Raw genomic sequence first — 25985 nt, forward strand, 5'->3', positions numbered from 1 at the left:
TCAAAAAGCGCTGTATAAAGGCTATAAAAGTCGTTTTTATTCATTTAATTCGGCCCAGTCTTTTACAGCAATCTGTTTTTTGCAGCCAGATTACGTGGCTAAGCCTCGCATCTTGAACTTCTTTGGGTATATAATCCCGAGCAATATGATGCAAATGCATCTCACGATTTTTCGGTAATATGCATGACAATTAAAACAGATGAACTCAGAACAACCTTATTAAGCAAAGTTATTTCTCCTGCTCAGTTGGCTTCAGAATTTCCTTTAACCCAAGATGCCGCCGATTACCTTGTCGCTCAACGTCATGAAGTTGAAGCTATTATTGCCGGTGAAGACCAACGCTTATTAGTTATTGTCGGCCCTTGCTCGATTCATGACACTACAGCAGCATTAGAATACGCAGAGCGTTTATCTGCTTTGCACCATGAGTTAAAAGATGACTTATGTATTTTGATGCGGGTGTATTTTGAAAAGCCGCGTACCATTGTCGGTTGGAAAGGCTTAATTTCAGATCCTGATTTAGATGGCAGCTTTAGCCCTAACAAAGGCTTACGCATGGCGCGTCAATTATTACAACAAATCACTGAGCTTAAGTTACCTATCGCGACTGAATTTTTAGATATGGTTAACGGTCAATACATTGCCGATTTAATTACTTGGGGCGCTATTGGCGCGCGAACCACTGAAAGCCAAATTCATCGCGAAATGGCTTCCGCTCTATCTTGCCCTGTTGGGTTTAAAAATGGTACTGACGGTAATATCAATATTGCAGTTGATGCGGTACGAGCGGCTCAAGCTTCTCATATTTTTTATTCTCCGGATAAAGATGGTGCGATGGCTGTTTACCGCACTCACGGTAACCCATATGGGCATATCATTTTACGTGGTGGTAAAACCCCTAATTACTCAGCCGAAGATATTGAAGTGGCTCGAGCCCAACTTGAAGATGTGGGTGTAACTCAACGTATGGTCGTCGATTTTAGCCATGGTAATAGCCAGAAAAAACATAAAAACCAATTGAATGTTGCCGACAGCATCATGGCACAACTTCGTAATGGTAGTACTGCAATAGCAGGTATTATGGCCGAAAGCTTTATGATTGAAGGCAATCAAAAAGTAATTAAAGACGAACCATTAATTTATGGCCAAAGCATTACTGATGCGTGTTTACATTGGGCTGACTCAGAAAAACTGCTACGTGATTTGGCTCAAGCATCTAAAGAACGCCAAACATTGCTTGCTAAATCGTAATTAATATATAAAACGGTTACACAATAATGCCAGCCTAAAAATAGGCTGGCATTATTGTGTATATCAAGATAATACTTGTTACATACTCACATCACCTCATTCTGACACATTCACTCATTTAACATGCTACTTTTGCTCATGGGCTAAAAGTGATAATTGTGCCAGTTCTGCAAATTGTTGCTCAATTACCATAAAGCTGTCGACTAAAGCCGGATCAAAATGACAGCCCCGTCCATCAATAATAATCTTGATGGCTTCGTCGTGGGAAAAGGGTCTTTTGTAACAACGTGGTGATGTTAGCGCATCGTATACATCCACCAGTGCCACAATTCTGGCAGACAAAGGGATAGACTCGCCTTTCAACCCTTTCGGGTAGCCACTGCCATCCCATTTTTCATGATGACCTCCAGCAATATCTCGTCCCATCAACAAAAATTCGCATTGCGGTGCAAAGGCCAGCAAACTGTCTATCACTTTTGCACCAATTACCGGATGTGCTTTTATTTGATCAAACTCTTCAGGGGTTAATCGACCAGGTTTTAATAAAATATGATCCGCGATCCCCACTTTACCAATATCATGCAAAATAGATGACAGACTAATTTCATGAATAAAAGCTTCAGTTAATTCACTTGGCACTTGTTGTTCATCTAATCTTTGCCTTGCTAGCATATTGGCATATTGTTGCATTCTAATTAGATGAGCCCCAGTATCGTTATCTCGATACTCTGCCAGCTTTGCTAAGCCAATCACTGTCGCCTGCCTAGACGCTAATGTCGACTGCAACGAATGACTTAACTTACCGAGTAAATACGAAGTCGATTGAGTGACGATGGCATTAGTCACCACAAAGTTAATCACCACCACATACCAAATTAATGTCGAAAAACTATGAATTTCAGGCCAATTAAGCAACCTAAAGTGGAACGCTATCCCCATACCTATAAGCAATAATGCATTAACAAACTGTGCAAACAAAGCCCACCTTTCTCCGAGTAAAATACTGGCTAATGGAGGAAAAACAAACAACCAAAAAAAACCAGCTCCAGACGGGCCAATAGCCACTAAGAATGCGGCGCCAATAAAAAAAGTTAAGTAACAACCAATGACATACCGGCTTTTATCTGTCATTTTGGGGAACAACAAAATAATCAGCAAGACACCGTATGCGGCAGTGTCAAACACTGCCATATACCAAATACCTTCTGTAATGCACAGATACACACTGGTGATATAAACAGGTATGCATAACAGCGCTAATACACCAAACAAGCGTTGGAAGATGACTTTTCGCCACAAAGGTAAGCTATCATCTAGATCGTGTTGAATAATTTGAGCCGCTAACGAAGCTGACATAACCTTTCCTTAGTTAATCATCCTTAATTGCAATATTGGTATATAGAGCAGTAAAATAATAAGCGTATGTTAAGTATTGTTGTATAACGGTGAACTAGCAAAATAAGAATTAAAAATAATCCATAAATTCAACATAGGCCCATTGTTAAATTATGATAGTCACTTAATATATATGGAGTGATTGAGTATGATTATCAGAGATTAGTATTATATAAAATTAATACTGTCACAGTATCAAAATAGGTTTAATCTTGTTTTAATTTAATCAATGACTTATTAAAATAAGGATATTAAATGCAAGCGTCTTTACCCCCTGCCTCATCTGGTTTAAATAAAAGCACGATCATCGCAGGTTTACTGTTAGCGATAGGGTTAGGTGCATTAGGCTTATTGCTGAAACAAGCCATCATTGAATACAAATTACTCGACCGTAGTGTCACGGTAAAAGGTTTAGCAGAAAACGAATATCCTGCCGATGTTGTTATCTGGCCGATTCAATTTACTGCGGCGAATAATAATCTTGATGAACTCTATAAACAGCTGGATGCACAAAACACCCAAGTAGTGAATTTTTTAACCAAACAGCATATCAACCCAAAAGAAATCACTCTTACCGCACCAACAATTACAGATAAATTGGCCCAACAATATGGTGGCAACCAACCGGTCACATTACGCTACACAGGATCACAAACCATCACAGTGTATTCTAATGACATTGACAAGGTACGCAATGCGATGCCCCTGTTAACTGAACTCGGTAAAATGGGGATTGTCTTCACTCAAAGTAACTATGATACTCAAGTTGAGTATATTTTCAGTCGATTAAATGATGTTAAACCTGACATGATTGAAGAATCCACCACTAATGCACGCCTTGTCGCAAACAAATTTGCCAAGGATTCACAAAGTCGACTGGGTAAAATAAAGAAAGCCACTCAAGGCCAATTTAGTATTAATAATCGTGATAAAAATACACCTTATATTAAGCGTGTACGTGTCGTATCTACCATTGAATATTATTTAGCGGATTAACATTAATGAAAACCATAACCAAAGTCTTGTTACCCATATTGGCACTATTCAGCGCTATGCTGATGGCACAACCGAATGACATCAGCCCTGAATCTATTAAGAAAGTAGGTGCTGACAAAGTGTTTTATCTAGTTCGACACACTGAAAAACTTGAGGGTGACAACCCAGGTTTAACCGCTCAAGGTCAACTTAGAGCCGTTAGATTAGCAAAAGTATTATCAAGCACACTTTTATCCAAGGTTTATACCACCGATTATAAACGCACACGCGAAACTGCACTTGCGGTTGCTCAAGCTCAACATGCAGAACCAAACATATATGACCCACGAGATTTAAAAGCGGTAGCAACGACATTACTTAACGAACAAGGACACATTTTAGTCGTCGGCCATAGTAATACCACCACCGAATTGGTTGAAATGCTTGGTGGAGATAAACAACCTCCGATTGATGATAACAACGAATTCGATCGTCTCTATATTGTCACGGTTGATGGTAATAACCGTATGGTATCAACAGTATTACTGCGTTATTAATGATACCGAGGCAAACTGATGAACCCGATAAAATGCACGCACTATGACTACATTGAATTACTGTGCCTGTATCAATATCGGGTAAAACTGACATTACACTCTGGTGATGTATTTATTGGCAAATTTAGTGCTACAACCTTAGTGAATAACAACAATCAAAGATACGAAGCCATCGTTGGAGTAAGTGACATCCAACAACCACTCATTGTTATTCTACCTGACATAACCCGCATAGATGTACTGAGTGACAAAGCCAAATTTGACCATTTAATACTCACTTAGTCCTTATTGGATCAAACAAAATAAAAATATCCACTTTGGCGCACTAATATTCGACACCCCTTAGTCCAATACATTACAATGCGCAGCATTTTTCGCTTTATTCCTTGTTAATTTGCATAACACTAGGTAGTTGTATGTCCCTTGCTCTAAATCCAGCACAAACCCAAACTGATTTCCCTGATGATATAGCAGCACGCATTGCTCAATCAGAAGCGCGAGTTATCAAAGCTATTTTCCCCTCTAACACTAATCACCATAACACCTTGTTTGGTGGTGATGCGTTAGCGTGGATGGACGAAACCGCTTTTATCGCCGCCACTCGTTTTTGTCGTAAGGCCTTAGTCACGGTCAGTTCTGATCGCATTGATTTTAAAAAAGCGATACCCGCTGGCAGCTTAGCAGAGCTTATCGCTAATGTTATCCATGTGGGAAATACCTCATTAAAAGTTGAAGTTAATATATATGTCGAAGACATGTATAAAGATCATCGCGAACATGCAATTCGTGGGGTATTTACTTTTGTTGCTGTAGACGAAGAGAGAAATCCCGTTCAGGTATGGCCACACGGCTAGAACTAATCCCATATAAATGCAGTCATTAGGCTGCATTGTTTTGTTATTTATTCGACTAAAGTCTATAGTTTTGCTGTTTTTGTTCAATATCATTAATAATATGACATAAAGCCATAGAACACTCGATTACTTTTCTGTTACATTAAATTTATCTTCGCGTGCAACATAGAATAAAAAATGCCATGAAGCTTGAAAATTTAAATATCATCATTGCCGACGATCACCCATTATTCCGTAATGCTTTAAGATTGGCATTGAGTAATACCTTTGAAAAAACTCAATGGTTTGAGGCTGATAGTGCAGAAGCGCTGCAACGTGTTATTGATCAAAAAGAGATAGTTTTTGATTTAATTCTGCTTGATCTACAAATGCCGGGGTCTCACGGTTACTCTACCCTTATCCACCTTCGTACACATTACCCTGACATCCCAGTAGTGGTGATCTCAGCCCATGAGGACATTAATACAATAAGCCGTGCGGTACATTACGGTAGCAGTGGATTTATTCCTAAATCTGCCTCCATGGAAGTATTGGGAGAAGCATTAAATGCCGTGTTATATGGTGATATTTGGTTACCAAAAGGGACTCAAGTCGTTCCTATCCCAGATGATCCATCGGACCAAATGGCCAGTCGACTGACCGATTTAACGCCGCAACAATATCGAGTATTACAAATGTTCGCAGAAGGGTTACTCAACAAGCAAATTGCGTATGACTTTGGTGTTTCTGAAGCCACCATCAAAGCGCATGCAACTGCAATATTTCGTAAGCTTGGTGTTCGCAATCGTACTCAAGCGGTGATAGCATTACAACAACTCGAAATGGATAGAATCGATATATCTTAATGCCTCAAACACTAGAACAACTGCCTTTTTCACAAGCATGTGAAAATAATAAACAGCCTATTTTAACCCTGTTGATACAGTGGCTGAACAATAGGCAACATATTCTTGAAATAGGCAGTGGCACAGGGCAGCACAGTGTCTATTTCGCAAAAAACCTTCCTCATGTGCGTTGGCAACCAAGCGATCAACTACATTATTTAGATACATTGCAAACTCGGCTCAATTTGCAAGCCTCACCCAATCTACAACAAGCAATCTCTCTTGATGTGACCCAGCAGTGGCCACTACTAACATCGAACGTTGATGCTATATTCAGTGCTAATACTCTGCATATTATGAGTCAAGCAATGGTGGAAGCCTTTTTTACTGGTGTCGGGAGTGTGTTGGTTAATTCAGGCTCGTTAGTGATTTATGGCCCATTTAATTACCAAGGTCAATTTACCAGTGACAGCAATCGACAATTCAATTTATGGCTGCAACAAAATAATCCACAAAGTAGCATCCGTGATATTGAATGGATTTGTCACTTAGCACAGCAGCAAGGATTAACACTCCAAGAAGATATTGCTATGCCCGCCAATAATCGTATGTTGCATTTTATTAAGTGATCTCAAATCTAAATATTGTTCAAACTGCAATTTATATTGCTAACAAGATAATGTCACACTAACAGTTTATTGATTACCAGTGATGCAATACAGTTAGTACGGCTAGTACGGCCTCACTCAAACCATTTAACAATAATTTTATTACCAAAGCTTGGGTCAACCCATCGAACAGTATCCATTTGATGAGTGACAGACTCGATCCAAAATTTATAAGCTAATGACTGGAATTAAAATACACAAGGACACACATTATGGGTTCGGTTACCACTAAAAGACATCCCAATGGTCTTGATTATGTCGATATAGATACAGCACTCTGCCAAGCTAGAATTTTTATGCAGGGGGCGCAAATAGATCAATTTACTCCTGTAGGTAAAGCACCGCTGTTATGGGTGTCAAGTGCCGATGATTACCAACCGGGTAATGGCATTAGAGGTGGAATACCCATCTGCTGGCCTTGGTTTGGCATGAGTGATACCAAAGGATTTCCACAACATGGTTTTGCCCGCAATAAAATTTGGGTGCTTGAATCCGTTAATATGCGTAATGAACTCGTTGATTTAATTTTCACTCTACCTGCCAGTGAAATCGATAAGAATTATTGGCCTCACGATAGCCAAATAAAAGTGTTATTTACCTTAGGCGAAAGCTTATCGGTAAGCATAGTGAATACTAACAACGCAGATTATGACATAAAGCTTACCCAAGCATTACACAGCTACTTCCCCATCGAAGATATTCACCAACTTAACGTCAGTGGTTTTAGTGACTCTGCATACATTGAATTTGGTGAAGGCCCTTTCAAACAACATGATGATGTAATCACTTTTAAGCAAGAGACTGATAGAGTGTATACCCAATTAGGTCATACTCAGGAGTTACATACACCCAATGGCACTATTGTGGTTAGCCGTGAAAACAGCCAATCTTCGGTGTTATGGAATCCTTGGATTGAAAAATCAACGCGTTTATCTCGGTTTAACGCTGAAGATTACTTAACCATGGTGTGCTTAGAAGCAGCTAATGTGCGGGAAGACTGTGTGGTAATGGCTCCAGGGCAAAGCCATACATTAACAACTCATATTGGCTGGAAATAAAAACACTTAATCGAGTGATATACGCAGTCATAACGATAAAACACAACCATAGAAAAGGCAGCCTAAGCTGCCTTTGTCACTTTCTAAGATTAATTTTTAATTAATCCATTTCAAGTTTTACATGATTTTATATTATTGATTATCTTCTGGTTTAAACACTGGATTATCAAGATTAGCTTCAAAGCTAGTTGGTGCAATGAAAGTTAAACCTGTTGGGATTTCTTCTAATTTCTGTCCAGCCAGAGTTAACGCTTCTACATATTCAATCATAGATTCGTTATCAATAAAGCCAGACTTAATAACAGGAGAAAGCTTCTTAGTGTCAAAAATATCATAACCATCTTTACCACCAGCAATATAAGCATTGGTAGAAATCTTGTAAGTCATATCAGGATCAATATCGGTACAACTACCAGCAGCTACACCGTTAGGGCATATATGTAAGTCTTCAATTTGTTCACCAGCAACGGCTTTACCATTGAAAGTAAATTCCACATTAGCAAATGTTGGGAATGAACCTGAAGAAGTAGTCAATGAGTAATTAATGGTATCTTCTAGCAGTTGAGTCACATCGCTACCTTTCAACTCAACAATAGCTAACTCATTACTGAAATATAAAAGTGAACCAATAATATAACCTGCAGTTAAATCACCATTTTCATCATTTTTAATATCATTACGCACACCACCAGTGTTTGTAATAGCCATATCAACACCATAACCATGTTGATTTAGCTTCCAAACCATAGATGCTGCAACATGGGCACCTGCTTCTGATCCCGTAACCGGTAATGAAGCGCCGTTACGTTTAACACCTGGCTGGCGCACATGATCTAACATACCAGTATCAACTGGATCGTTGGCATCAAATACTTGACCGATCACTTTACCTTCAAACTGTTCAATAAGTGGTTTGTAGTCGATATCGATAATACTGCGCAGTAAAGCATCTTCTTCAGTAATGGCAATATTATCTTGCTCAGCAACAAAGGCTTCTACAGCACTTTGATCAGCTTCAGTCAATGACTCACTTGTATCCTCGACATATTCGTGCGTAAAGTTATCGCCAATTAACAGGGTGTTATTACCTTGACAAACTGTCACATCACCATCTTCAAAAGTAATATCTGCTTGGCCAACAGCTTGAGCAACCTCGCCAGCTTGTACGATACATGTTTTAGAAGTGCCGTTAGGATTAGTAATCATCTCTGCATAACTTGCAATGCTTGAACCCATGCCTCTACCAATATTAGTGAAGTCACCTAATAGCGTATGAGAGTGACCACCAACAATGACGTCTACACCGTTAACACTTTCAGCAATGCGGATATCTCTATCTAAGCCGATGTGACTTACCATCACAACTTTATCCACGCCCATCTCATTTAACGCATCAACTGTGGCTTGAGCAGTTACCACTTCACCATTGAAAACTAAATCTTCACCTGGAGAAGAAATCGACTTCATGTCTTCTAATACTAAACCGAAAATACCAACTTTAACGTCACCGTATTCTTTAATAATGTAAGGCTTAATATTAGTCACACCAGACATTTGAGAGTCTGCACTAGTATCTAAGTTAGCAGCGAGAAGAGGAAAGTTAACCTTATTAACAAATTCAATCAACGGACCATCACCAAGGTCAAACTCGTGGTTACCAATCGTCATTGCATCAAGGTTCATTTCACGCAATAAAGTGGCATTTCCAGCACCTTTTAAGACGTTAAAATAAAGTGAACCCTGGAAAGCGTCACCACCGTGTAAAGCGAGGAAAGGCTTATTTTCATCAGCAGCCATCGTTCTAGCATTGTTTAATGCTGTAGCAACACGTGGATAACCACCAACATCAGTGTTAATACTCATATCTTCAGAATTAACTTGGGCGGTAAAATCTAATGATGTTGGATCAAAACTCGAATGAGTATCGTTGATATGTGCAATGCGTAAGTTAAACGTGTCAATGTTAACGGTAGCATCATCATCACTACTGTTGCAGCCTGTTAATGCAACAATAATAGCCGTTGCCAGTAAACCTTTATACATCGTTTTGTTCATGTAAGACCCCATTATTTAGATAATTTATTATTTTTGCTTGATATGAATCAGCTTTACTTTCGAGTTTAATTATTTGTTTGAGATAAAATAGTTTTTGGTTAAAGAAGGAGGTTTAATACAAAAAAACAAAGACACTGTATCAACAAAACCATGATCTAAATTAACCATAAGCAACTGCAAACATTATCCCGAAAATTAGAGACTCTCATTTTTACCGGCTAGATAATAGCAAAATATAGCGGGGATATGTGACGAATTTATAACAAAATGTGACATTTAATTTAATACTAACAAGCAGTTACAACACGCATTATCTTTATTTAAAAACAGTGACACGTTCAGGGTGAGGTTTAAACTACTAAAAAAATGGTTTAGCGGAATTTAAACAACTAAACCATTAAATTTATATAGATATTTACTTAAAGCACCCAAAAGGCTGATTGTTTTCTAAGTAAAACAACAAAAGCTTTACCAACAGCCATTAAATTAACATCAACGTAATACTTGCTGTAACCATTGACCTATTTCGGTCAATTGATTAGGTAAAACACTGTGCGCCATCGGAAAGGTTTTCCAAATGGTACTGTAACCCGCTGCATTGAGGGCATCATTTGCCATTTTGCCTGCATATAACGGCACAACATCATCTTGCTCACCGTGATGTTGTAATATTGGCGTCGTACGATTGGCCTCTGCAAGATGCTCAGGTAATTTGTCACCACCGGGTAAATAACAAGAAAGCGCCATGATGCCTGCAAGCTGTTGATCAAAACGCAATCCAGTGAACAAACTCATGACTCCACCTTGGCTAAACCCAGCCAAAATAATTTTATTTGCAGGGATACCACTGTTTATTTGTTCAAGAATTAACTGCTGGATTGCTTTTTCTGAGGCCATAACACCTTGTAGATCTGCACGGTCATGCAAATCCATGCTTTTAATGTCATACCATGACCGCATCACAAAACCGCCATTTATTGTCACCGCTTGTTCTGGTGCGTGGGGAAATATAAAGCGAATACTATGCTGGCTATTGAGGCCTAATGCTGGCACAACAGGGGCAAAACCCGCGCCAGAATCACCTAAGCCATGTAACCAAATCACACAAGAAGTAGCAGCTAATTGTGGTTCAACCACTATTTTTTCTAACGGAGTAGACATATTCATCAATCCTATCAATACAGTAACAATATTATTGGTTATCTTACGTTAATTGATTTTTAACATCGAACTATTCACGCTCTTTAACCAAACAAAAAACCTAATTTAATGGCCTTTTATTTGATTAGCACGGTTATAGCCTAAATATACTTTGTTAGATTGGTTGGTTCATATAAACTTAATACAAACAGTTATTGTGCATGTATCCCTGTGACATCAAGTAACGCTTCTAATTGCTCCGGATTATCAAGCTTGAGGCTCCATCTTACTGTGCCAGCATCTGCAACAACCACTAAACCTTGATGAAAACAACTAATATCATCCACTGATGCAGCAAGCACCAATTGACTATCATGAAATCGGCACTGAATCTCATGAACAGTGACAATAATTTTACCCAATGAAAAATCGATAACCATAATAACTCACTATAGAAACAAAAAATCCCAAGTATAAACTTGGGATTTACACATCAACTAAACTACGGCTCTAATTAATATTAACCGTCGTTCAATCAAACAGATTAGTGGTGATGACCGCCTGCACCATGGGCATGACCATGGGCAATTTCTTCATCAGAGGCATCACGAGCACCGACAACTTCAATATCGAATGTTAACTCACGACCCGATAGAGGATGATTAACATCTACCGTTGCCATAAATTTACCCACTTTGATGATGGTGACTTGACGTTGGCCTTCCTCAGTATTCACAACGGCTGCCATGCCAGGTTTCCATACCTTTGCGCCCACAAGATGTTTCACTGATACGCGTTGTTCAGCGTCAGCTTGACGTTCACCATAGGTGTCGGCTGCTGGAGGAGTAATGGTAAACTTGTCGCCGATTTCTTTACCATTAATAGCAGCTTCGATACCAGGCATCATGTTGTCATGACCATGCAAATATGCAATCGGCTCACGACCTTCATTTGATTCAATCACATCGCCTTTTTCATCACGTAGCGTGTAATTAAACTGCACTATCATATCGTCTTTAATGCTCATTATTGTTCCTTAACTCAAAAATTTGCCGAAGCTTAACAAAAGCCTGCTTATGCATCCACAAAAAAGTACCCATTAACTAGAGAGCATCATAGTTTGATACCTAACGCAGTAAATGTTTGTTGATCGGGGAAACCGTCTGCAATAAGCCCATTTTGCTTTTGAAAGGCTTGTAAACCTAACACTGAATTACGGCCCAAAATACCATCTGGCTTACCTACATCAAATCCTGCATTATTTAGCTTTTGTTGTAATTGCGTTACTATTTCCCGGCTTAATCTTGGTTGTTTAGGTACCGCACGAGTGAGTGCTGCACCACCGTTGATTCGGTCGGCTAAATGCCCTACTGCAATGGCATAAAATTCTGAACGATTCCAACGCATGATCACGTTAAAGTTGTCATATCCTAAGAAAGCAGGTCCGGTATGCCCAGCAGGTAAATACAATGCCGCCTGCATGTCTGGTGTAGAAAGTGGTTGCCCATTGGATTTCTTTATATCCAGCTCACGCCATTTCACTAATGGCAACGGTTGCTTACCGCCTAAATAAGCAAATGAATAATGAGCAGGCAACAGTACTTCACGCCCCCACCGTTCATCCGCTTTCCAACCTAAGTGTTGTAGAAAATTTGCTGCTGAGGTTAATGCATCCACCTCACTGTTCCATAAATCGGCAATACCATCACCATCACCATCAACGGCATATTTTCGATAGTTAGTTGGCATAAATTGAGTGTGGCCCATAGCGCCAGCCCAAGAACCAACCATTTTACTGTCAGCAAATTGGTATTGTTGTTTCAATTTTAATGCTTGTAATAGTTCTCCAGTAAAATAATCACTTCTGCGTGGGTCGCACGCCAAAGTAGCAAGTGAATTAAGTACTGGCATACTGCCTTTGTAACCACCAAAATTAGTTTCAAGCCCCCAAAAAGCAACAATATACTGACCAGGAACGCCATATTCTTTGGTTAATTGGCTTAGCAATTGATGATGTTTAGCCATTAATTTTCGGCCTTGCTCGACTCGCCAAGGGGTCACACGTTTATCAAAGTAATCCCCAAAAGTGGTGGTAAACTCTGGCTGTTGATTATCTAGCTCAATGACTCGAGGGACATATTTTAAGTTTGCTACCGTAGTATCTATAATGTGTTGTGAAATCCCTGCATCCCTGGCTTTTTGTTGTAATCGCACCACACATTGGGCAAAACTTTCTGTCGGTATTATGGGGTCGGCGATCTTGACCAAAGCAGCAGCCTTGGGTATCGGCGTTGATGTTAGAGTCGTTGTAGGGGTTGATGTCGCAGGAGCCGCCGAAGCAGCACAAGCACTCAACACCGTGCAAGATAAAATGATTGAAGCAACAAATACAGCAACACGGCTTTTTCTGGTCATGAAACAACACTTAATTAAGACAAAATGAATGATGAATATCGTGACTCATCGCCCATCAGGAAACAAGAGCTAGTAACATTAATCCCTGTTTATTTATGCTAAATACATCATTAAAAATAAAAATGCTGCTAAATTACCCAGCTAAAATCTTATTAAACAAAATTGTCATTAATTAAGCCTTTTCCTTATTCATTGAGTCCGTATAATGAAACTAATTCTCACTCATTTAAGCGATTTATCATGACTGAACAGACAGCAGCACCAACAAGCTTTATCGAAAACGTAAAACAACACCAAGTCTTATGGGGCTTACAGGATGAAACTGGTGAAGGTTGGGTTGTATGCGACTCATCTGAATTTGAAGAAACTGATGTTATGCCACTTTGGTCAAGCGAAGCAGCTGCAACAAGCCACTGCACTGATGAATGGGCTGACTACAAAGCGGTGACGATTACACTCACCGACTTTTTAGAATACTGGGTAAGTGATTTAAATGATGATGGCGTATTAATTGGCGTTGATTGGGAAGCTGATCAAGAATGCCAAGAGGTTGATCCTATCGTATTAGCCAAAGAATTAGTTGATTTCGAAAAAGAATAATCATTACTAATTTGATCTTACTACTTAAGCTGTTCAGCCATTGAACAGCTTTTTGATATTATAGTGCCTATGCCTACACTGATTGATATTCCTTTTGACAAACGCCACATATGTTGGTTTTGTAACGAACCCAGTAATCATATTTTTGATTACTATAGAATGACTCATACCCCCCATCCCTCTTTAGGTATTCCTGCTTGTAAAGAATGCCATATGTTAGCCAAAAAGAATCTGCTGACCTCTATTTGGGATTGTCGAGATGCGGTCAAAGACAATTTAATGCATCTATATCGTAAAGACTTAGCCATTGGCATTAACTGGACCAAACAAGAACTCGAAGAGTCAGAATTTGATTGTATGATTTTTGGTGGTTTCAAAAAAAGTGCTTGGATGATGTATCAAATAGCCCAAGGCAGAATCAATGCACAGGGATGGCCTCTCAGTCTTGATGGAGTATTACTCGAGGGCGAAATAGCAGGCGATGTCAGTCAATATCAAACTGGTTTTGAATTTGACGGTATTTTGTTTACTTCATTAACAAAAGCCATTAGTCACTATAGCCAAACATTGTCTTTAGACAGTGGTTTTTTACAGCGGTTGATTACCTTACTCGGCAAAGCAAAATTTGGTCATGCCGTAAAAATAGCTCGGATCAATATCGGTATTACTCCTGGGCATCAGCGACAAATTCTTGATGAGCTAATCGAAGATATGGACCAAGAAAAGCCCTAAAAACTCAGCAACGTCTAGCCAAGAATAGTACGCAAACGCTCTTGGACTACACCCACTAATAAATCAGGTTGGAATTTAGAGATAAATTTATCACAACCAACCTTTTCCACCATTGCTTGATTGAAACTTCCACTTAAAGAGGTATTGAGAGTAATATATAGCTTCGCCATTCGAGGGTCATGACGTACTTCTGATGTCAGCTTATAGCCATCCATTTCTGGCATTTCAGCATCGGTAATCATCATTAATAATTCATCTGTAACATCTCGGCCTTCATCTGCCCACGATTGCAATAATCGTAATGCTTGCAACCCATCAGATGCTTCAATAATTTCAAGTCCAAGCTGACTCAATGTGTCTCTGACTTGTTTGCGAGCAGTGGAAGAGTCATCAACGATGAGGATTTTACGACCAGGCATATAAGAGATAAGTGATTCATCAAGTACACCATCAGATATCTTCACATCATAATCAATGATTTCTGCTAACACTTTTTCAACATCAATGATAGACACTAACCGTGCTTGTCCTTCTTCTTCAATACGAGTTATCGCCGTTAAATAATTATGCCCTCCAGCCGATTTAGGTGGCGGCATAATATCGCTCCACGTCATATTAACAATATTCTCGACTTTACCGACTAGAAAACCCTGCACGCTGCGATTGTATTCGGTAATAATCAAGTTACTGTCTTCTGTTACAGGCATCGGCGAAAAGCCTATTGCTTCTCGTAAATTGATTACTGGAATTGATATGCCGCGAATATTAGCCACACCATAGATATTATGATTACTGCCTGGTAAGGAACTTAACGGCGGTAACTTAACCACTTCTTTTACCTTAAATACATTAATGGCAAACAACTGGGTTGAGTTAATGCGAAATAACAATAGTTCTAAACGATTCTCGCCCACTAACTTAGTTCTTTGATCAACCGTATCGAGTACTTTTCTCATGAATGAGTTCCACCTAAAACAAACCAGCAATATCAAAGCTGTATTGACAATAATAAAGCTGATTATACTAAAAAAATATTAATTATCAGTGTCGAACCAAGACTTATGCCACAAAAAATAAAAATATCAGCAAAATAGTCAGCAAAATAGTCAGCAAAATAGCACTTTACATATATTTTTACACATCTGTGTATTTGTTTTGCTTCTACAAGGATAGAGACTCCAATTGGTTCAACTCTCTTATCAAAACAACACTTAAGCAGCTAATTGATAAAATACTCAACATTCCAGGTTACGATCTATACAGAAGGAAATTGCCAACAACAGCTGTCATTAATGCTGAAACTGACAACGATATGATCAGATTATCTGTTTGGGTTGTAGATCCTGAAAATCTGATTTTGGGTGTATAGACTGCAGCACAAGGTGATCGATAATCCGCTTGTGAACGTATAACACTTCAGATTATTTGATTACATTCATACAGAGGCAGTTATGCTTATCCCACTATTTCCTTTAACCATCTGCTTATTACCACAGGGATATACTCAATTACGTATTTTTGAACCTAGATACAAACGATTGGTGTCTGAATCACTCAAAAGTGATACTGGATTTGGTTTATGCATGTTGGCCGACGATAATAAAACCATTTTACCCATAGGCACACTGACTAAAATTATTGACTTTGAAACGCTTGAAGACGGTTTACTCGGTATCAGTGTTCAGGGGCAACAAGCTTTCACTATTGATCAAATCACCATAGAACCAGACGGTTTAAAGCGTGCTGACGTTAGTTTAATCGACACTTGGCCGAGCGATATCATTGAACCACAAACATCGCAGTCACAAATAGCATCAATTGAGCATAAAAAAGATAAGGTGCTTAGCAATACATTGAAGCAAATTTTACAACAATATCCACAACACCTCGCTCATTATACTGAAGAAAACTTTAATGATATTTCTTGGGTATGTCAGCGTTGGCTTGAAATTATCCCATTGAGTTCAAAAGAAAAATACCAGTGTATAAATAGTCATGACCATCAATTAGCTAAATCATTGTTAATCGATATTATAAAATAATACTCAGCAGTGATCCGAACACAAGAATGTCACGTATAAACTAACCAATCGAACTTGTTTTAACTATTTTTTAAAAGAATTTAGATCAGGTTTTAGCAGAGATTAGCCACGGCATAAATGACAAAATTACTTATGCTCAATGACTTATTTATTGAATGCGAGTGAAATAATGGAAAATGTTCAATTACAAAGCGCACAAAATCGTTATGATAAGGGTCATCTTGCACAAAGATCCCTAATTAAACGAAACGGTGCTATGAAATCAAAAGAACCTAATCCAATGGCAGATGAACTTGCAGCATTAATGATGCAAGTGGCTAACCATCGATGCAAAACATCTTTTGCAAAACTTTTTTCGCATTTTGGCCCCAAAATTAATTCTTTTGGCGTTCAGCGCCTAAGCCAGCAAGGTTTAGCCGTAGATTTAGTTCAAGAGACGATGACACGAGTTTGGACCAAAGCACACCTTTACAATGCCGATAAAGCCGCGGTAAGTACTTGGGTATTTACCATTATGCGTAATCAATGTTTTGACATGCTTCGTAAAGTACAACATAACCGCGAAGATTCATTTGGTGATGATATTTGGCCATTATTTGAGTCTGATGAAGCTGAAAACAAAGATGATGATTTCTTACTATCCTCGACATTATTGCAACACGTAAAAGAATTACCACCACTACAACGCCAAGTAGTACAAGGTATTTACATGCAAGAGCTAACGCAACAAGAATTAGCAGACAAACTTGATATTCCTATTGGCACGGTTAAGTCTCGACTTAGACTAGGTTTGGAAAAATTAAAAAGCTTTATGGAGAAACACTATGATTAATTACCACCCAGATCAGCATCTGCTGTCTCTCCATGCAAAAGGTGAATTGCCGTTATCAATGTCGATTGCGATTTCTGCCCACGCCGAATTTTGCTCACATTGCCAACAGCAACTTGATCAGATGACCATTGCGATGTCTGTACAACAATTTGACTCGGTCACAATGCCTGAATCAGACAACATTAATGATCTCCAATTAGATGCATTACTTAATCAATTATTGAGTTCAACCCTAGATACGTTAGACATTGAGCAACCTAATACAGATAAACATAGTGAAGAAAAAAGTAAAGATAACAGTGTCAATATCAAAGGTCAGCATTACCCGCTACCTCGGGTATTTCGCAAACAAATTAATGCATCGTGGCAAGGTATTGGCAAAGTCAGTCGTTTAAGACTCGATACAGGAGAACCACAAGCAAGAGCAAGCTTGTTACACATAGCTGCCAATGGTGAAATTCCTGAACATACCCACAAAGGGGCTGAACTCACCTTGCTACTCGCTGGAGAATTCAGTGATTGTTATAACACTTATAAACCTGGTGATTTTATGTTGCTTGATAAAGAGCATCAACATTCACCTAAAACACTTGAAGGGTGTTTGTGTTACACCATAGTTGATGCGCCTTTATACTTCACTAAAGGATTCAGTAAGTTACTCAATCCAATTGGCGATTTACTGTATTAGCCATTAGCTTAATTAACGTAATAAATTGCAGTTAAGTATTGACGAATTAGAACTGGTTGATTAATTGAGTCGTTGGCATAGCTTATAGCGTTAACCCATGACCTTTGAGCACGGATGATCAAGACTTCATCATCCGTGTTAATTTTTTACTCTGTATGTGCATAAATAGCATCCCGATTGACTGTCTTTATTAGTGATATGAATCACACCGAGACATATTTTGATCTAAAACAGTATTTATTTGCTTAAAATTTGAAAAAGACTATTGCCATATGCAAACACTCAGTATATTATCCACACAGATTTAGTTTTCTTGTTAATTTTGGTTACCTACCTGTAAGTCTGCTCAACTTCACTTCGTAAATAAACCCAAGACAAGCTTCTGTACATCGTTTTTGATTTTCAATTAATTATGTTGGTGATTTAAGTTATACCCACGTAATCTTGCTGTCATAAAACTATGTTCAACTTACAAAATTAAGTGCTCAGTGTGTATCAAGTATCTTAAGGTTATGAAGTAACATCAATGTTGCTAACATAAAATAAACCTTAATCAACTATTTACATCACAACACTTGATTAGTGAGTAAAAGATAGGTTAAGTTAAATCTCGAAACATTAATCTTTTGCAACACTAAAAAATGCCAAGGATATTTTATTGAACAATTTTCTCACCAAATGGTGAATATACAAGAAGGAGTGTGACCAATGTCATACAACATGAATGGACACGATATTTCAGTTAACTTTCCAGTTAATTCTATTTCGTCAAATAAAAACTCAATTGCTTTTACCGACAGCCTTGGTAAAAACAAAAAAACATTTTCAAAGCGCATTGAAGCAATCAACTTCATGAAATGGTTAATCTCTGCCAATAAGTAAGATCCCTAACGCTTTGCGTTAATCATTTACTCTGTTATTTAATAAACTCATTTCTCGGTATTCTCCTCTCAATTACCGGATGTTTATTAAAACAGAGTAAAATGAATTTACTCATCAACATAATCTTAAATAATTCCTCAGTATTAACTCTCAAATAACACCTCAAAAACACCTTAAACACACCTTAAACACAAATTTATCAACCACTTAAAAGTAGTGTACCTTTCCAACATTCATTCTAAGTTTGTACTATCCGAGAAAACTTTCGTTGGTATCTAGGTAACATTGTTTTATTTCCTAACACCCCACCCTGATGTATATATAAAATTTCTGTTGCGCTGTTAGCATTCTCATTTAAATAATGTTGTAACACTAAAAATCCAACGGGATCGTACAATAATTCAAATTCAATTCCTGACTGACATACTGTTTCCCACATATCAAAACAACGTCGTGATAATTTTCCAAAATGATATTTATGACCATCATTAATAATTTTTGGATAATATATTTCGTCAACTAACTCTGAGAATTGTTGACGTAAATATTCATCACCCCCGACAGTACTGCAAGTTATGACCTCTATAGTAAATACATCCACTATTGATAATTGAGCGAGCTGTTGAATTAATTGCTTATTTAAATATGCTGCAGTAGTCCCCGTACCAGACGGTAAAAATACCATTAGCTTATTTTTCTGTTGTTCTTGTGCCCATTGAATTATTTCAGCAGCCAGTTGCGCGATCCCAGTTTCAGCATACTGACAACGTCCACCTTCTGGAATATACAATAAATGCTTTTTATCAGCGTAGATGGGATCTGATGACACAATATAGTTCATCGCATCGTTTAAATGCATACCAGCAAGATTTTCTGCATAAGCCAAATTTCCAATATCAATAATATTAGCGCCATTTTGTATCGCGGCAGCATAATTACCCTGTGGGTTTTGCAATAAGAAATCACTGATATGACTAACATAATAATTAAACGTCCAGCCCTGCTGATTAGCAAGTACTGACATTGAATATAATGAATTAGCCTGCGCTGATCCAGAAGCCACTAACTGAGTAACATGTGAGTAATCATGATGTAAAAAATGATAAAACTTACGTGCTTTATTACCACTAAAATCAGGATGTAATAAATCATCCCGTTTGACATAGATAATCTGTCTGCCAAAGTTCATTGGCTGTACTGGGCTTATCGAAAACATGCATTGTCTCAATCAACTGTAATATGAGCATTTTAACTAAAAAATGACAAATTTCATCGATTCATTTGTATTAATGATAACTACCAAAGAAAATCGAGTAGGTAAAACCATACTTTAATGCATAAAATCAATATCTTAAAAACATGGCATGGATATCGCTATATATTAATCAATATTGACTACTGATAGGAATGAAAATGTCACTTTTACGCTTAATCTTTAATATTGCTTGGTTTTTAATGGGCGGATTTGTTATGGGCCTCGCTTGGTGGTTTGTAGGAGCATTATGCTTTATTAGTATCATAGGTATCCCATTTGGTCGTGCATGTTTTGTTATTGGCGAATTGGCTTTTTGGCCATTTGGACAAGAAACAGTTAACCGTAAACACGTTTCTGGTGAAGAAGACATTGGCACGGGTACATTGGGCTTAGTGGGTAACATTGTGTGGTTTTTATTCTTTGGGATCTGGTTGGCCATTGGTCACTTAGTGCATGCATTGGCTTGCTTTATCACCATTATAGGTATTCCTTTTGCGATACAACACATGAAGCTGGCCTTATTAAGTTTAACCCCTATTGGTCAAACCGTTATTGCCAAACCGACCTATTAAGAATAGTGTTAATCTTATAATGTAAATCTTATAAAAAAGCCGACAACTTTATGTTGTCGGCTTTTTTATTAAAAACTAATTCTTAATGTCTTCGCTATGGCAAAATAAAATTAGTTAATCATTCGGCCTATGCCGCCAAGGACAGAACCTTCACCTTGGTCTTTACCGCCACTAGAAGGTGCATGAGCAATAATTCTGTCAGCCATTCGAGAAAACGGTAAGCTTTGTAACCACACCGTACCATGGCCTTGTAAGGTCGCAAGAAACAAACCTTCGCCGCCAAAAACCATTGATTTTAATGAACCTGCACGTTGAATGTCATAATCTATTCCTGGGGTAAAACCCACTAAGCAACCAGTGTCGACCCGCAATGTTTCACCCCGAAGCTCTTTTTTAATTAAAGTGCCGCCTGCATGGACAAACGCCATACCGTCACCTTTTAAGCTTTGCAAAATAAAACCTTCACCACCAAAAAAACCAGTACCTAAACGTTTATTAAATTTCATACTAACTTGAGTACCCAATGCAGCCGCTAAAAAGCTGTCTTTTTGGCAGATAAGTTCGCCTTGATGCTCGGATAAATCAATTGCCAAAATGGTACCAGGGAATGGCGCGGCAAATGCCACTTTGCGTTTAAGTTGACCTTCATTACTAAAGTGAGTCATAAAAATGCCTTCACCCGAAATAGCCCGTTTACCGGCGCCAAGTAACTTGCCAAAAAAACCAGATTCAGGCTCAGATCCATCACCCATTTTGGCTTCAAAACAAATATCTTCTTCGATATAAGTCATCGCACCCGCTTCTGCAATCACCGACTCATTGGGGTCGAGTTCCACTTCCACTAGTTGCATACTTGAACCAATGATTTCGTAATCTACTTCGTGACATTTTTTGGTCATCTTTTGCTCCTTCAAATAAATATAATAATGACGCTAATAACGACAACAACCAATTGGAGTAAACGCGATTGAAGTCGTTGTTGTATTCGGTTAAATAGTTGCTTTAGCAGGCAATGTTAACCCAATCCAGCACCACTTAATCCTGATTGTTGTTGCTGTTGATATTGTGCAAACTCTTCTAAAATCAGTTCGGTAAACAACTGCCCTGCTCGTCCAAGCGGACGCTCTAAAGTTGATACTAATTGTGGCGTAAAACTAAATCGGTTGCCGCCAATAAAATCGATTGCGATTAATTCTCCAATGGCTAGCTCTTCGGAGATTAAAAAATCAGGCATCCAGCCAAAACCTAATCCTTTTAACAACGCATTTTTCTTCATAATAAAACCTGAAAGATAGAATACTTTGTCTCCACCGAATTGCATTTCATCTCGGTCACGTTTACCTGGAGATGAGTCTTCAATGGTTAACTCAACATGATGCTGTAACTCAGGCAAACTAATGGCTTTTAACTGACTTAATGGATGTTGTGATGATGCCACCAGCACACTGGTAATGCTTGGCAGAGCTTTAGGATGATACGAGGGGCCAGTACGGTAATCTTTGACTAACATTAAGTCTGCTTGCTCACGCTCAAAGCGATGTTGCACTCCGCCTAAAAACTCCATATTGAGTTGAATTTTAGTAGGAATATTATGTTCAGACATTCGCTTAAGGGCGGTCATAATTGGTTCCATCGGCAAAGCACCGTCTATCACTAACTCAAGCTTAGGTTCCCACCCCTGACTAAAGCGACTTGCAAGATGTTCAATATTGGCTAAATGCTGTAATAAGCGTTGTCCTTCAGCCAAAATCACCTTACCTTCCGGTGTTAATTCTGCTCGATAATGATCTCGATTAAATAATGTCACGCCGAGATGTTGTTCCAGTTTTTTTACCTGATAGCTTACCGCCGATTGTGCCTTGTGTAATCGCTCTGAAGCTTTTGAAAAACTTCCTTCTTCAACAAGCACTTGCAATACATTAAAGGCATCTATATCTATCCGCATAAAATTTCCGCTGTCTCATTATCAATACACAAACGTAAAGTTAACACAACTATCTAAAAAATTGATTAAGTTGAGTTATTTATTATTCTTTTTTTTGTTGATCTTTACCACTAAATTGTTAGTTAGATCACATATTGGTTACCTAATGCGATTAGGCCATAACAATAAATAACATAAACGCCACGACATTCGCAGTCGATTCACCATAGGACAATCACATGCCATTCTATGTTAAGCAAGGTCAAATCCCGACCAAACGCCACATTGCCTTCGAAAAAGACAATGGCGAGTTGTACCGTGAAGAATTATTTTCAACCCATGGTTTTTCCAATATTTATTCCAATAAATATCATCATAATATGCCAACCAAAGCGATAGACGTTCAACCTTACTCGTTATCTCATGGTGAGCAATGGCAAGACTCTTTAATTCAAAATTACAAATTAGACTCTCGCCAAGCCGACTGCCAAGGCAACTTTTTTAGCGCCCGAAATAAAATATTTTTCAATAATGATGTCGCCATGTACACGGCTAAGGTGACTGAAGACACCAATGAATTTTATCGAAATGCCTATGCTGACGAAGTGGTGTTTATTCACGAGGGTGAAGGCCAATTATTGAGTGAATACGGTGTCATTGAAACCAATAAATGGGATTACTTAATTATTCCACGCGGGACCACGTACCAACTTAAATTTACCGATTATCAAAATGTACGCTTGTTTGTTATTGAATCATCTTCAATGGTCGAAGTGCCAAAGCATTTCAGAAACGAATACGGCCAAATGCTTGAATCCGCACCTTACTGTGAACGAGACATTCGTACGCCAACTTTGGTTGATGCCGTGGTTGAAAAAGGTGAGTTTCCGTTAATGTGTAAATTTGGTGAGCGCTATCAAAAAATGACACTGCAATGGCATCCATTTGACTTAGTAGGCTGGGATGGTTGCGTCTATCCTTGGGCATTTAACATCAGTGAATACGCGCCAAAAGTTGGCAAAATTCATTTACCACCGTCTGAGCATTTAGTGTTTACTGCACACAATTTTGTCATTTGTAACTTTGTTCCACGCCCATACGATTTTCATCCTAAATCGATACCTGCACCTTATTACCACAACAACATCGACAGCGATGAAGTGCTGTATTACGTCGATGGTGACTTTATGAGCAGAACAGGTATTGAAGCGGGCTACATGACATTACACCAAAAAGGTGTGCCGCATGGGCCTCAACCTGGTCGCACAGAAGCCTCTATCGGCAAAACCGAAACATACGAATATGCGGTGATGGTTGATACCTTCGCCCCACTGAATTTAACCACTCATGTCAAAAATTGCATGAGTAATGATTACAACCGCTCTTGGTTAGAAAACTAAGACCACATTTATAACTAACCCAAGTCACCTAAGAGTGATGGCGTGTTGACATAAAAATAAAGGAAAACAACATGGCAAGCGAACTAAATCCACTGGGCCTGTTAGGCATTGAATTCACAGAATTTGCTAGTCCAGATACTGAATACATGCATCAAGTATTCATCGATTTTGGCTTTTCGATGTTAAAAAAAGCCAAAAATAATGACATTGTTTACTACAAACAAAACGACATTAACTTTCTTTTGAATAAAGGCCGTGCAGGGTTTTCTGCAGAATTTGCCAAATCTCATGGTCCAGCTATTTGTTCAATGGGCTGGCGTGTTGAGGATGCACAGTTTGCTTTTAAAGAAGCGGTAGCCCGTGGTGCAAAACCAGCCGATGATGCTAATAAAGACATGCCCTACCCAGCTATTTACGGTATCGGCGATAGCTTAATTTATTTTATTGACATTTTTGGTGAACAAAACAATATCTATCAAACTGACTTTGTTGATTTAGAGCTACCTATCGTAACGCCAGAGAAAGGCTTTATGGAAGTCGACCATTTAACCAATAATGTCTACAAAGGCACTATGGAAAAATGGGCTAACTTTTATAAAGACATTTTTGGTTTTACCGAAGTGCGTTATTTCGATATCAGCGGCGCACAAACCGCATTGGTATCTTATGCACTACGTTCACCGGATGGCAGCTTCTGTATCCCCATTAATGAAGGTAAAGGCAATGACAAAAATCAGATTGATGAATACTTAGGCGAATACAATGGCCCTGGCGTTCAACATCTCGCATTTAGAAGTCGTGATATTGTGGCCTCACTCGATGCAATGGAAGGTACGTCAATCAAAACTCTAGATATTATTCCAGAATATTACGACACCATTTTCGAGAAGTTGCCACAGGTGACCGAAGATCACGACCGTATCAAACATCACCAGATTTTGGTTGATGGTGATGAAGATGGATATTTATTGCAAATTTTCACAAAAAACCTTTTTGGTCCAATCTTCATTGAAATCATTCAACGTAAAAACAACCTTGGCTTTGGCGAAGGTAACTTTACTGCGTTATTTGAATCGATTGAACGCGACCAAATGAAACGCGGCGTGCTGTAATTTTATAGACACGAAGTGATACAGAAAAACCAGCAAAATGCTGGTTTTTATCATTTTAGGCCTTTACACTCTGCCATCTACATTCTAATCAAAGACCTTTCCAATGCCAGATTACGCCGTTCTCGCCGTGTTTATTCCAACGTTCTTTTTTGTGTCTATCACCCCCGGTATGTGCATGACATTAGCCATGACCCTGGGCATGAGCATTGGTGTCCGTAGAACATTGTGGATGATGTTAGGCGAATTAGTTGGCGTGGCCTTGGTCGCTATTGCAGCAGTACTTGGGGTTGCCAGCATTATGCTAAATTACCCACAGGTTTTTGATATTCTTAAATGGGTAGGTGGCGCATACCTTGGTTACATTGGCATTAATATGTGGCGCGCAAAAGGCAAAATGGCCATCATTACTGGCCTTGAAGTAAAAACCAGCCGCATGAGTTTAATCAGCCAAGGATTTATTACCGCGATTGCCAACCCTAAAGGGTGGGCTTTTATGATTTCGTTATTACCACCATTTATAAATGTCGATAATGCCGTCGGGCCACAACTCGCCGTTTTGCTTGGTATAATAATGATCACCGAAAGTGTGTCTATGCTGGCTTATGCTAGCGGCGGTAAAAGCTTACGGTTATTTTTAAGCCGTGGCGATAATATCCGCTGGATGAATCGTATTGCCGGAAGCTTGATGATTTTGGTTGGTATTTGGTTAGCACTAAGCTAACCCTTAAAGAGCAATGGATGTGTAAATTGCTCC

The 25985-nt window shown here is 38.7% G+C and carries 28 protein-coding genes; 18 read left to right on the plus strand and 10 right to left on the minus strand.

Features of this window, described 5'->3' with window-relative positions; all coding sequences use genetic code 11:
* The first annotated feature begins 183 nt into the window (after positions 1-183).
* Positions 184-1251, plus strand: coding sequence for a 3-deoxy-7-phosphoheptulonate synthase (locus FH971_RS11495; RefSeq protein WP_140234393.1), 1068 nt, complete (start codon positions 184-186; stop codon positions 1249-1251).
* Positions 1252-1377: 126 nt separating this feature from the next.
* On the opposite strand, the gene FH971_RS11500 is transcribed toward FH971_RS11495, so the two are convergent.
* Positions 1378-2607: an HD-GYP domain-containing protein gene (locus tag FH971_RS11500; protein ID WP_137226882.1), complete on the minus strand. Its 1230-nt coding sequence runs from the start codon at positions 2605-2607 to the stop codon at positions 1378-1380.
* 294 nt (positions 2608-2901) lie between these two features.
* On the opposite strand from FH971_RS11500, the gene FH971_RS11505 reads away from it, so the two are divergent.
* From FH971_RS11505 to FH971_RS11535, 7 genes are all read left to right on the plus strand, one after another.
* Positions 2902-3642, plus strand: coding sequence for an SIMPL domain-containing protein (locus FH971_RS11505; RefSeq protein WP_140234394.1), 741 nt, complete (start codon positions 2902-2904; stop codon positions 3640-3642).
* A gap of 5 nt (positions 3643-3647) precedes the next feature.
* Entirely contained in the window at positions 3648-4178 is a 531-nt protein-coding gene (locus FH971_RS11510) for a SixA phosphatase family protein (protein WP_137226880.1), read from the plus strand.
* 18 nt (positions 4179-4196) lie between these two features.
* Positions 4197-4460, plus strand: coding sequence for a Rho-binding antiterminator (locus tag FH971_RS11515; RefSeq protein ID WP_140234395.1), 264 nt, complete (start codon positions 4197-4199; stop codon positions 4458-4460).
* 134 nt (positions 4461-4594) lie between these two features.
* On the plus strand, positions 4595-5032 hold the full coding sequence (locus FH971_RS11520) for an acyl-CoA thioesterase (RefSeq protein WP_140234396.1): 438 nt from the start codon (positions 4595-4597) through the stop codon (positions 5030-5032).
* Between the two features lie 182 nt (positions 5033-5214).
* A complete protein-coding gene (locus tag FH971_RS11525; protein WP_137226877.1) occupies positions 5215-5877 on the plus strand; it encodes a response regulator transcription factor in 663 nt (220 codons plus the stop codon).
* Complete coding sequence (locus FH971_RS11530) at positions 5877-6485, plus strand: DUF938 domain-containing protein (RefSeq protein ID WP_140234397.1); 609 nt, start codon at positions 5877-5879, stop codon at positions 6483-6485. Before FH971_RS11525 ends, FH971_RS11530 begins: the two co-directional genes overlap by 1 nt.
* Positions 6486-6736: 251 nt before the next feature.
* Positions 6737-7582 carry a D-hexose-6-phosphate mutarotase gene (locus tag FH971_RS11535; protein ID WP_140234398.1) on the plus strand — a complete coding sequence of 282 codons (846 nt, stop codon included), beginning with the start codon at positions 6737-6739 and terminating at the stop codon, positions 7580-7582.
* A 132-nt stretch (positions 7583-7714) separates the two neighbouring features.
* On the opposite strand, the gene FH971_RS11540 is transcribed toward FH971_RS11535, so the two are convergent.
* The 5 genes from FH971_RS11540 to FH971_RS11560 form a co-directional block, all read right to left on the minus strand.
* Positions 7715-9637 (minus strand): bifunctional metallophosphatase/5'-nucleotidase, encoded by a 1923-nt coding sequence (locus tag FH971_RS11540; protein ID WP_167496010.1) that lies wholly within the window; start codon positions 9635-9637, stop codon positions 7715-7717.
* A 492-nt stretch (positions 9638-10129) separates the two neighbouring features.
* Positions 10130-10798 (minus strand): alpha/beta hydrolase, encoded by a 669-nt coding sequence (locus FH971_RS11545; RefSeq protein ID WP_137226873.1) that lies wholly within the window; start codon positions 10796-10798, stop codon positions 10130-10132.
* Between the two features lie 191 nt (positions 10799-10989).
* A complete protein-coding gene (locus tag FH971_RS11550; protein WP_140234400.1) occupies positions 10990-11217 on the minus strand; it encodes a DUF3389 domain-containing protein in 228 nt (75 codons plus the stop codon).
* 104 nt (positions 11218-11321) lie between these two features.
* Positions 11322-11804 carry an FKBP-type peptidyl-prolyl cis-trans isomerase gene (locus FH971_RS11555; protein WP_137226871.1) on the minus strand — a complete coding sequence of 161 codons (483 nt, stop codon included), beginning with the start codon at positions 11802-11804 and terminating at the stop codon, positions 11322-11324.
* Positions 11805-11890: 86 nt separating this feature from the next.
* A complete protein-coding gene (locus FH971_RS11560; protein WP_140234401.1) occupies positions 11891-13192 on the minus strand; it encodes a lytic murein transglycosylase in 1302 nt (433 codons plus the stop codon).
* 240 nt (positions 13193-13432) lie between these two features.
* Here FH971_RS11560 and FH971_RS11565 point away from each other — a divergent pair, with 240 nt between their 5' ends.
* Together FH971_RS11565 and FH971_RS11570 are read left to right on the plus strand one after the other, a co-directional pair.
* Complete coding sequence (locus tag FH971_RS11565; protein ID WP_137226869.1) at positions 13433-13792, plus strand: DUF2750 domain-containing protein; 360 nt, start codon at positions 13433-13435, stop codon at positions 13790-13792.
* Between the two features lie 69 nt (positions 13793-13861).
* On the plus strand, positions 13862-14524 hold the full coding sequence (locus FH971_RS11570; protein WP_137226868.1) for a hypothetical protein: 663 nt from the start codon (positions 13862-13864) through the stop codon (positions 14522-14524).
* Positions 14525-14538: 14 nt separating this feature from the next.
* Here FH971_RS11570 and FH971_RS11575 read toward each other — a convergent pair whose 3' ends face one another.
* Positions 14539-15480, minus strand: a complete 942-nt coding sequence (locus FH971_RS11575; RefSeq protein WP_137226867.1) for a chemotaxis protein CheV — start codon at positions 15478-15480, stop codon at positions 14539-14541.
* Positions 15481-15975: 495 nt separating this feature from the next.
* Between FH971_RS11575 and FH971_RS11580 the strand changes: the two genes are divergently transcribed.
* The 4 genes from FH971_RS11580 to FH971_RS20405 all read left to right on the plus strand — a co-directional run bounded on the left by FH971_RS11580 (position 15976) and on the right by FH971_RS20405 (position 18968).
* On the plus strand, positions 15976-16566 hold the full coding sequence (locus tag FH971_RS11580; protein WP_137226866.1) for an LON peptidase substrate-binding domain-containing protein: 591 nt from the start codon (positions 15976-15978) through the stop codon (positions 16564-16566).
* A gap of 169 nt (positions 16567-16735) precedes the next feature.
* On the plus strand, positions 16736-17398 hold the full coding sequence (locus FH971_RS11585; protein WP_140234402.1) for a sigma-70 family RNA polymerase sigma factor: 663 nt from the start codon (positions 16736-16738) through the stop codon (positions 17396-17398).
* A complete protein-coding gene (locus FH971_RS11590) occupies positions 17391-18086 on the plus strand; it encodes a ChrR family anti-sigma-E factor (RefSeq protein ID WP_140234403.1) in 696 nt (231 codons plus the stop codon). The genes FH971_RS11585 and FH971_RS11590 overlap by 8 nt, the downstream gene beginning before the upstream one ends.
* A gap of 708 nt (positions 18087-18794) precedes the next feature.
* Positions 18795-18968, plus strand: coding sequence for a hypothetical protein (locus FH971_RS20405; RefSeq protein ID WP_167496011.1), 174 nt, complete (start codon positions 18795-18797; stop codon positions 18966-18968).
* A gap of 238 nt (positions 18969-19206) precedes the next feature.
* Here the strand turns inward: FH971_RS20405 and FH971_RS11595 are convergent, their stop codons facing one another.
* Positions 19207-20184, minus strand: coding sequence for a 1-aminocyclopropane-1-carboxylate deaminase/D-cysteine desulfhydrase (locus FH971_RS11595; RefSeq protein WP_140234404.1), 978 nt, complete (start codon positions 20182-20184; stop codon positions 19207-19209).
* Positions 20185-20381: 197 nt separating this feature from the next.
* Here FH971_RS11595 and FH971_RS11600 point away from each other — a divergent pair, with 197 nt between their 5' ends.
* Positions 20382-20795 carry a YccF domain-containing protein gene (locus FH971_RS11600; RefSeq protein ID WP_137226862.1) on the plus strand — a complete coding sequence of 138 codons (414 nt, stop codon included), beginning with the start codon at positions 20382-20384 and terminating at the stop codon, positions 20793-20795.
* Between the two features lie 110 nt (positions 20796-20905).
* On the opposite strand, the gene FH971_RS11605 is transcribed toward FH971_RS11600, so the two are convergent.
* Together FH971_RS11605 and FH971_RS11610 are read right to left on the minus strand one after the other, a co-directional pair.
* A complete protein-coding gene (locus FH971_RS11605) occupies positions 20906-21694 on the minus strand; it encodes a TIGR00266 family protein (protein ID WP_137226861.1) in 789 nt (262 codons plus the stop codon).
* Positions 21695-21810: 116 nt separating this feature from the next.
* Positions 21811-22740, minus strand: a complete 930-nt coding sequence (locus tag FH971_RS11610; protein ID WP_140234405.1) for a LysR family transcriptional regulator — start codon at positions 22738-22740, stop codon at positions 21811-21813.
* 218 nt (positions 22741-22958) lie between these two features.
* Here FH971_RS11610 and FH971_RS11615 point away from each other — a divergent pair, with 218 nt between their 5' ends.
* The 3 genes from FH971_RS11615 (at position 22959) to FH971_RS11625 (ending at position 25952) form a co-directional block, all read left to right on the plus strand.
* The gene (locus tag FH971_RS11615; protein ID WP_140234406.1) at positions 22959-24119 is read left to right on the plus strand and encodes a homogentisate 1,2-dioxygenase; all 1161 of its coding nucleotides are present in this window, start codon (positions 22959-22961) and stop codon (positions 24117-24119) included.
* 71 nt (positions 24120-24190) lie between these two features.
* Positions 24191-25231, plus strand: a complete 1041-nt coding sequence (gene hppD / locus FH971_RS11620; RefSeq protein WP_137226858.1) for a 4-hydroxyphenylpyruvate dioxygenase — start codon at positions 24191-24193, stop codon at positions 25229-25231.
* Positions 25232-25334: 103 nt separating this feature from the next.
* Complete coding sequence (locus tag FH971_RS11625) at positions 25335-25952, plus strand: LysE family translocator (protein WP_137226857.1); 618 nt, start codon at positions 25335-25337, stop codon at positions 25950-25952.
* Positions 25953-25985 lie beyond the last annotated feature (33 nt).

This window comes from Shewanella polaris, from assembly GCF_006385555.1.
Lineage (GTDB): Bacteria > Pseudomonadota > Gammaproteobacteria > Enterobacterales > Shewanellaceae > Shewanella > Shewanella polaris.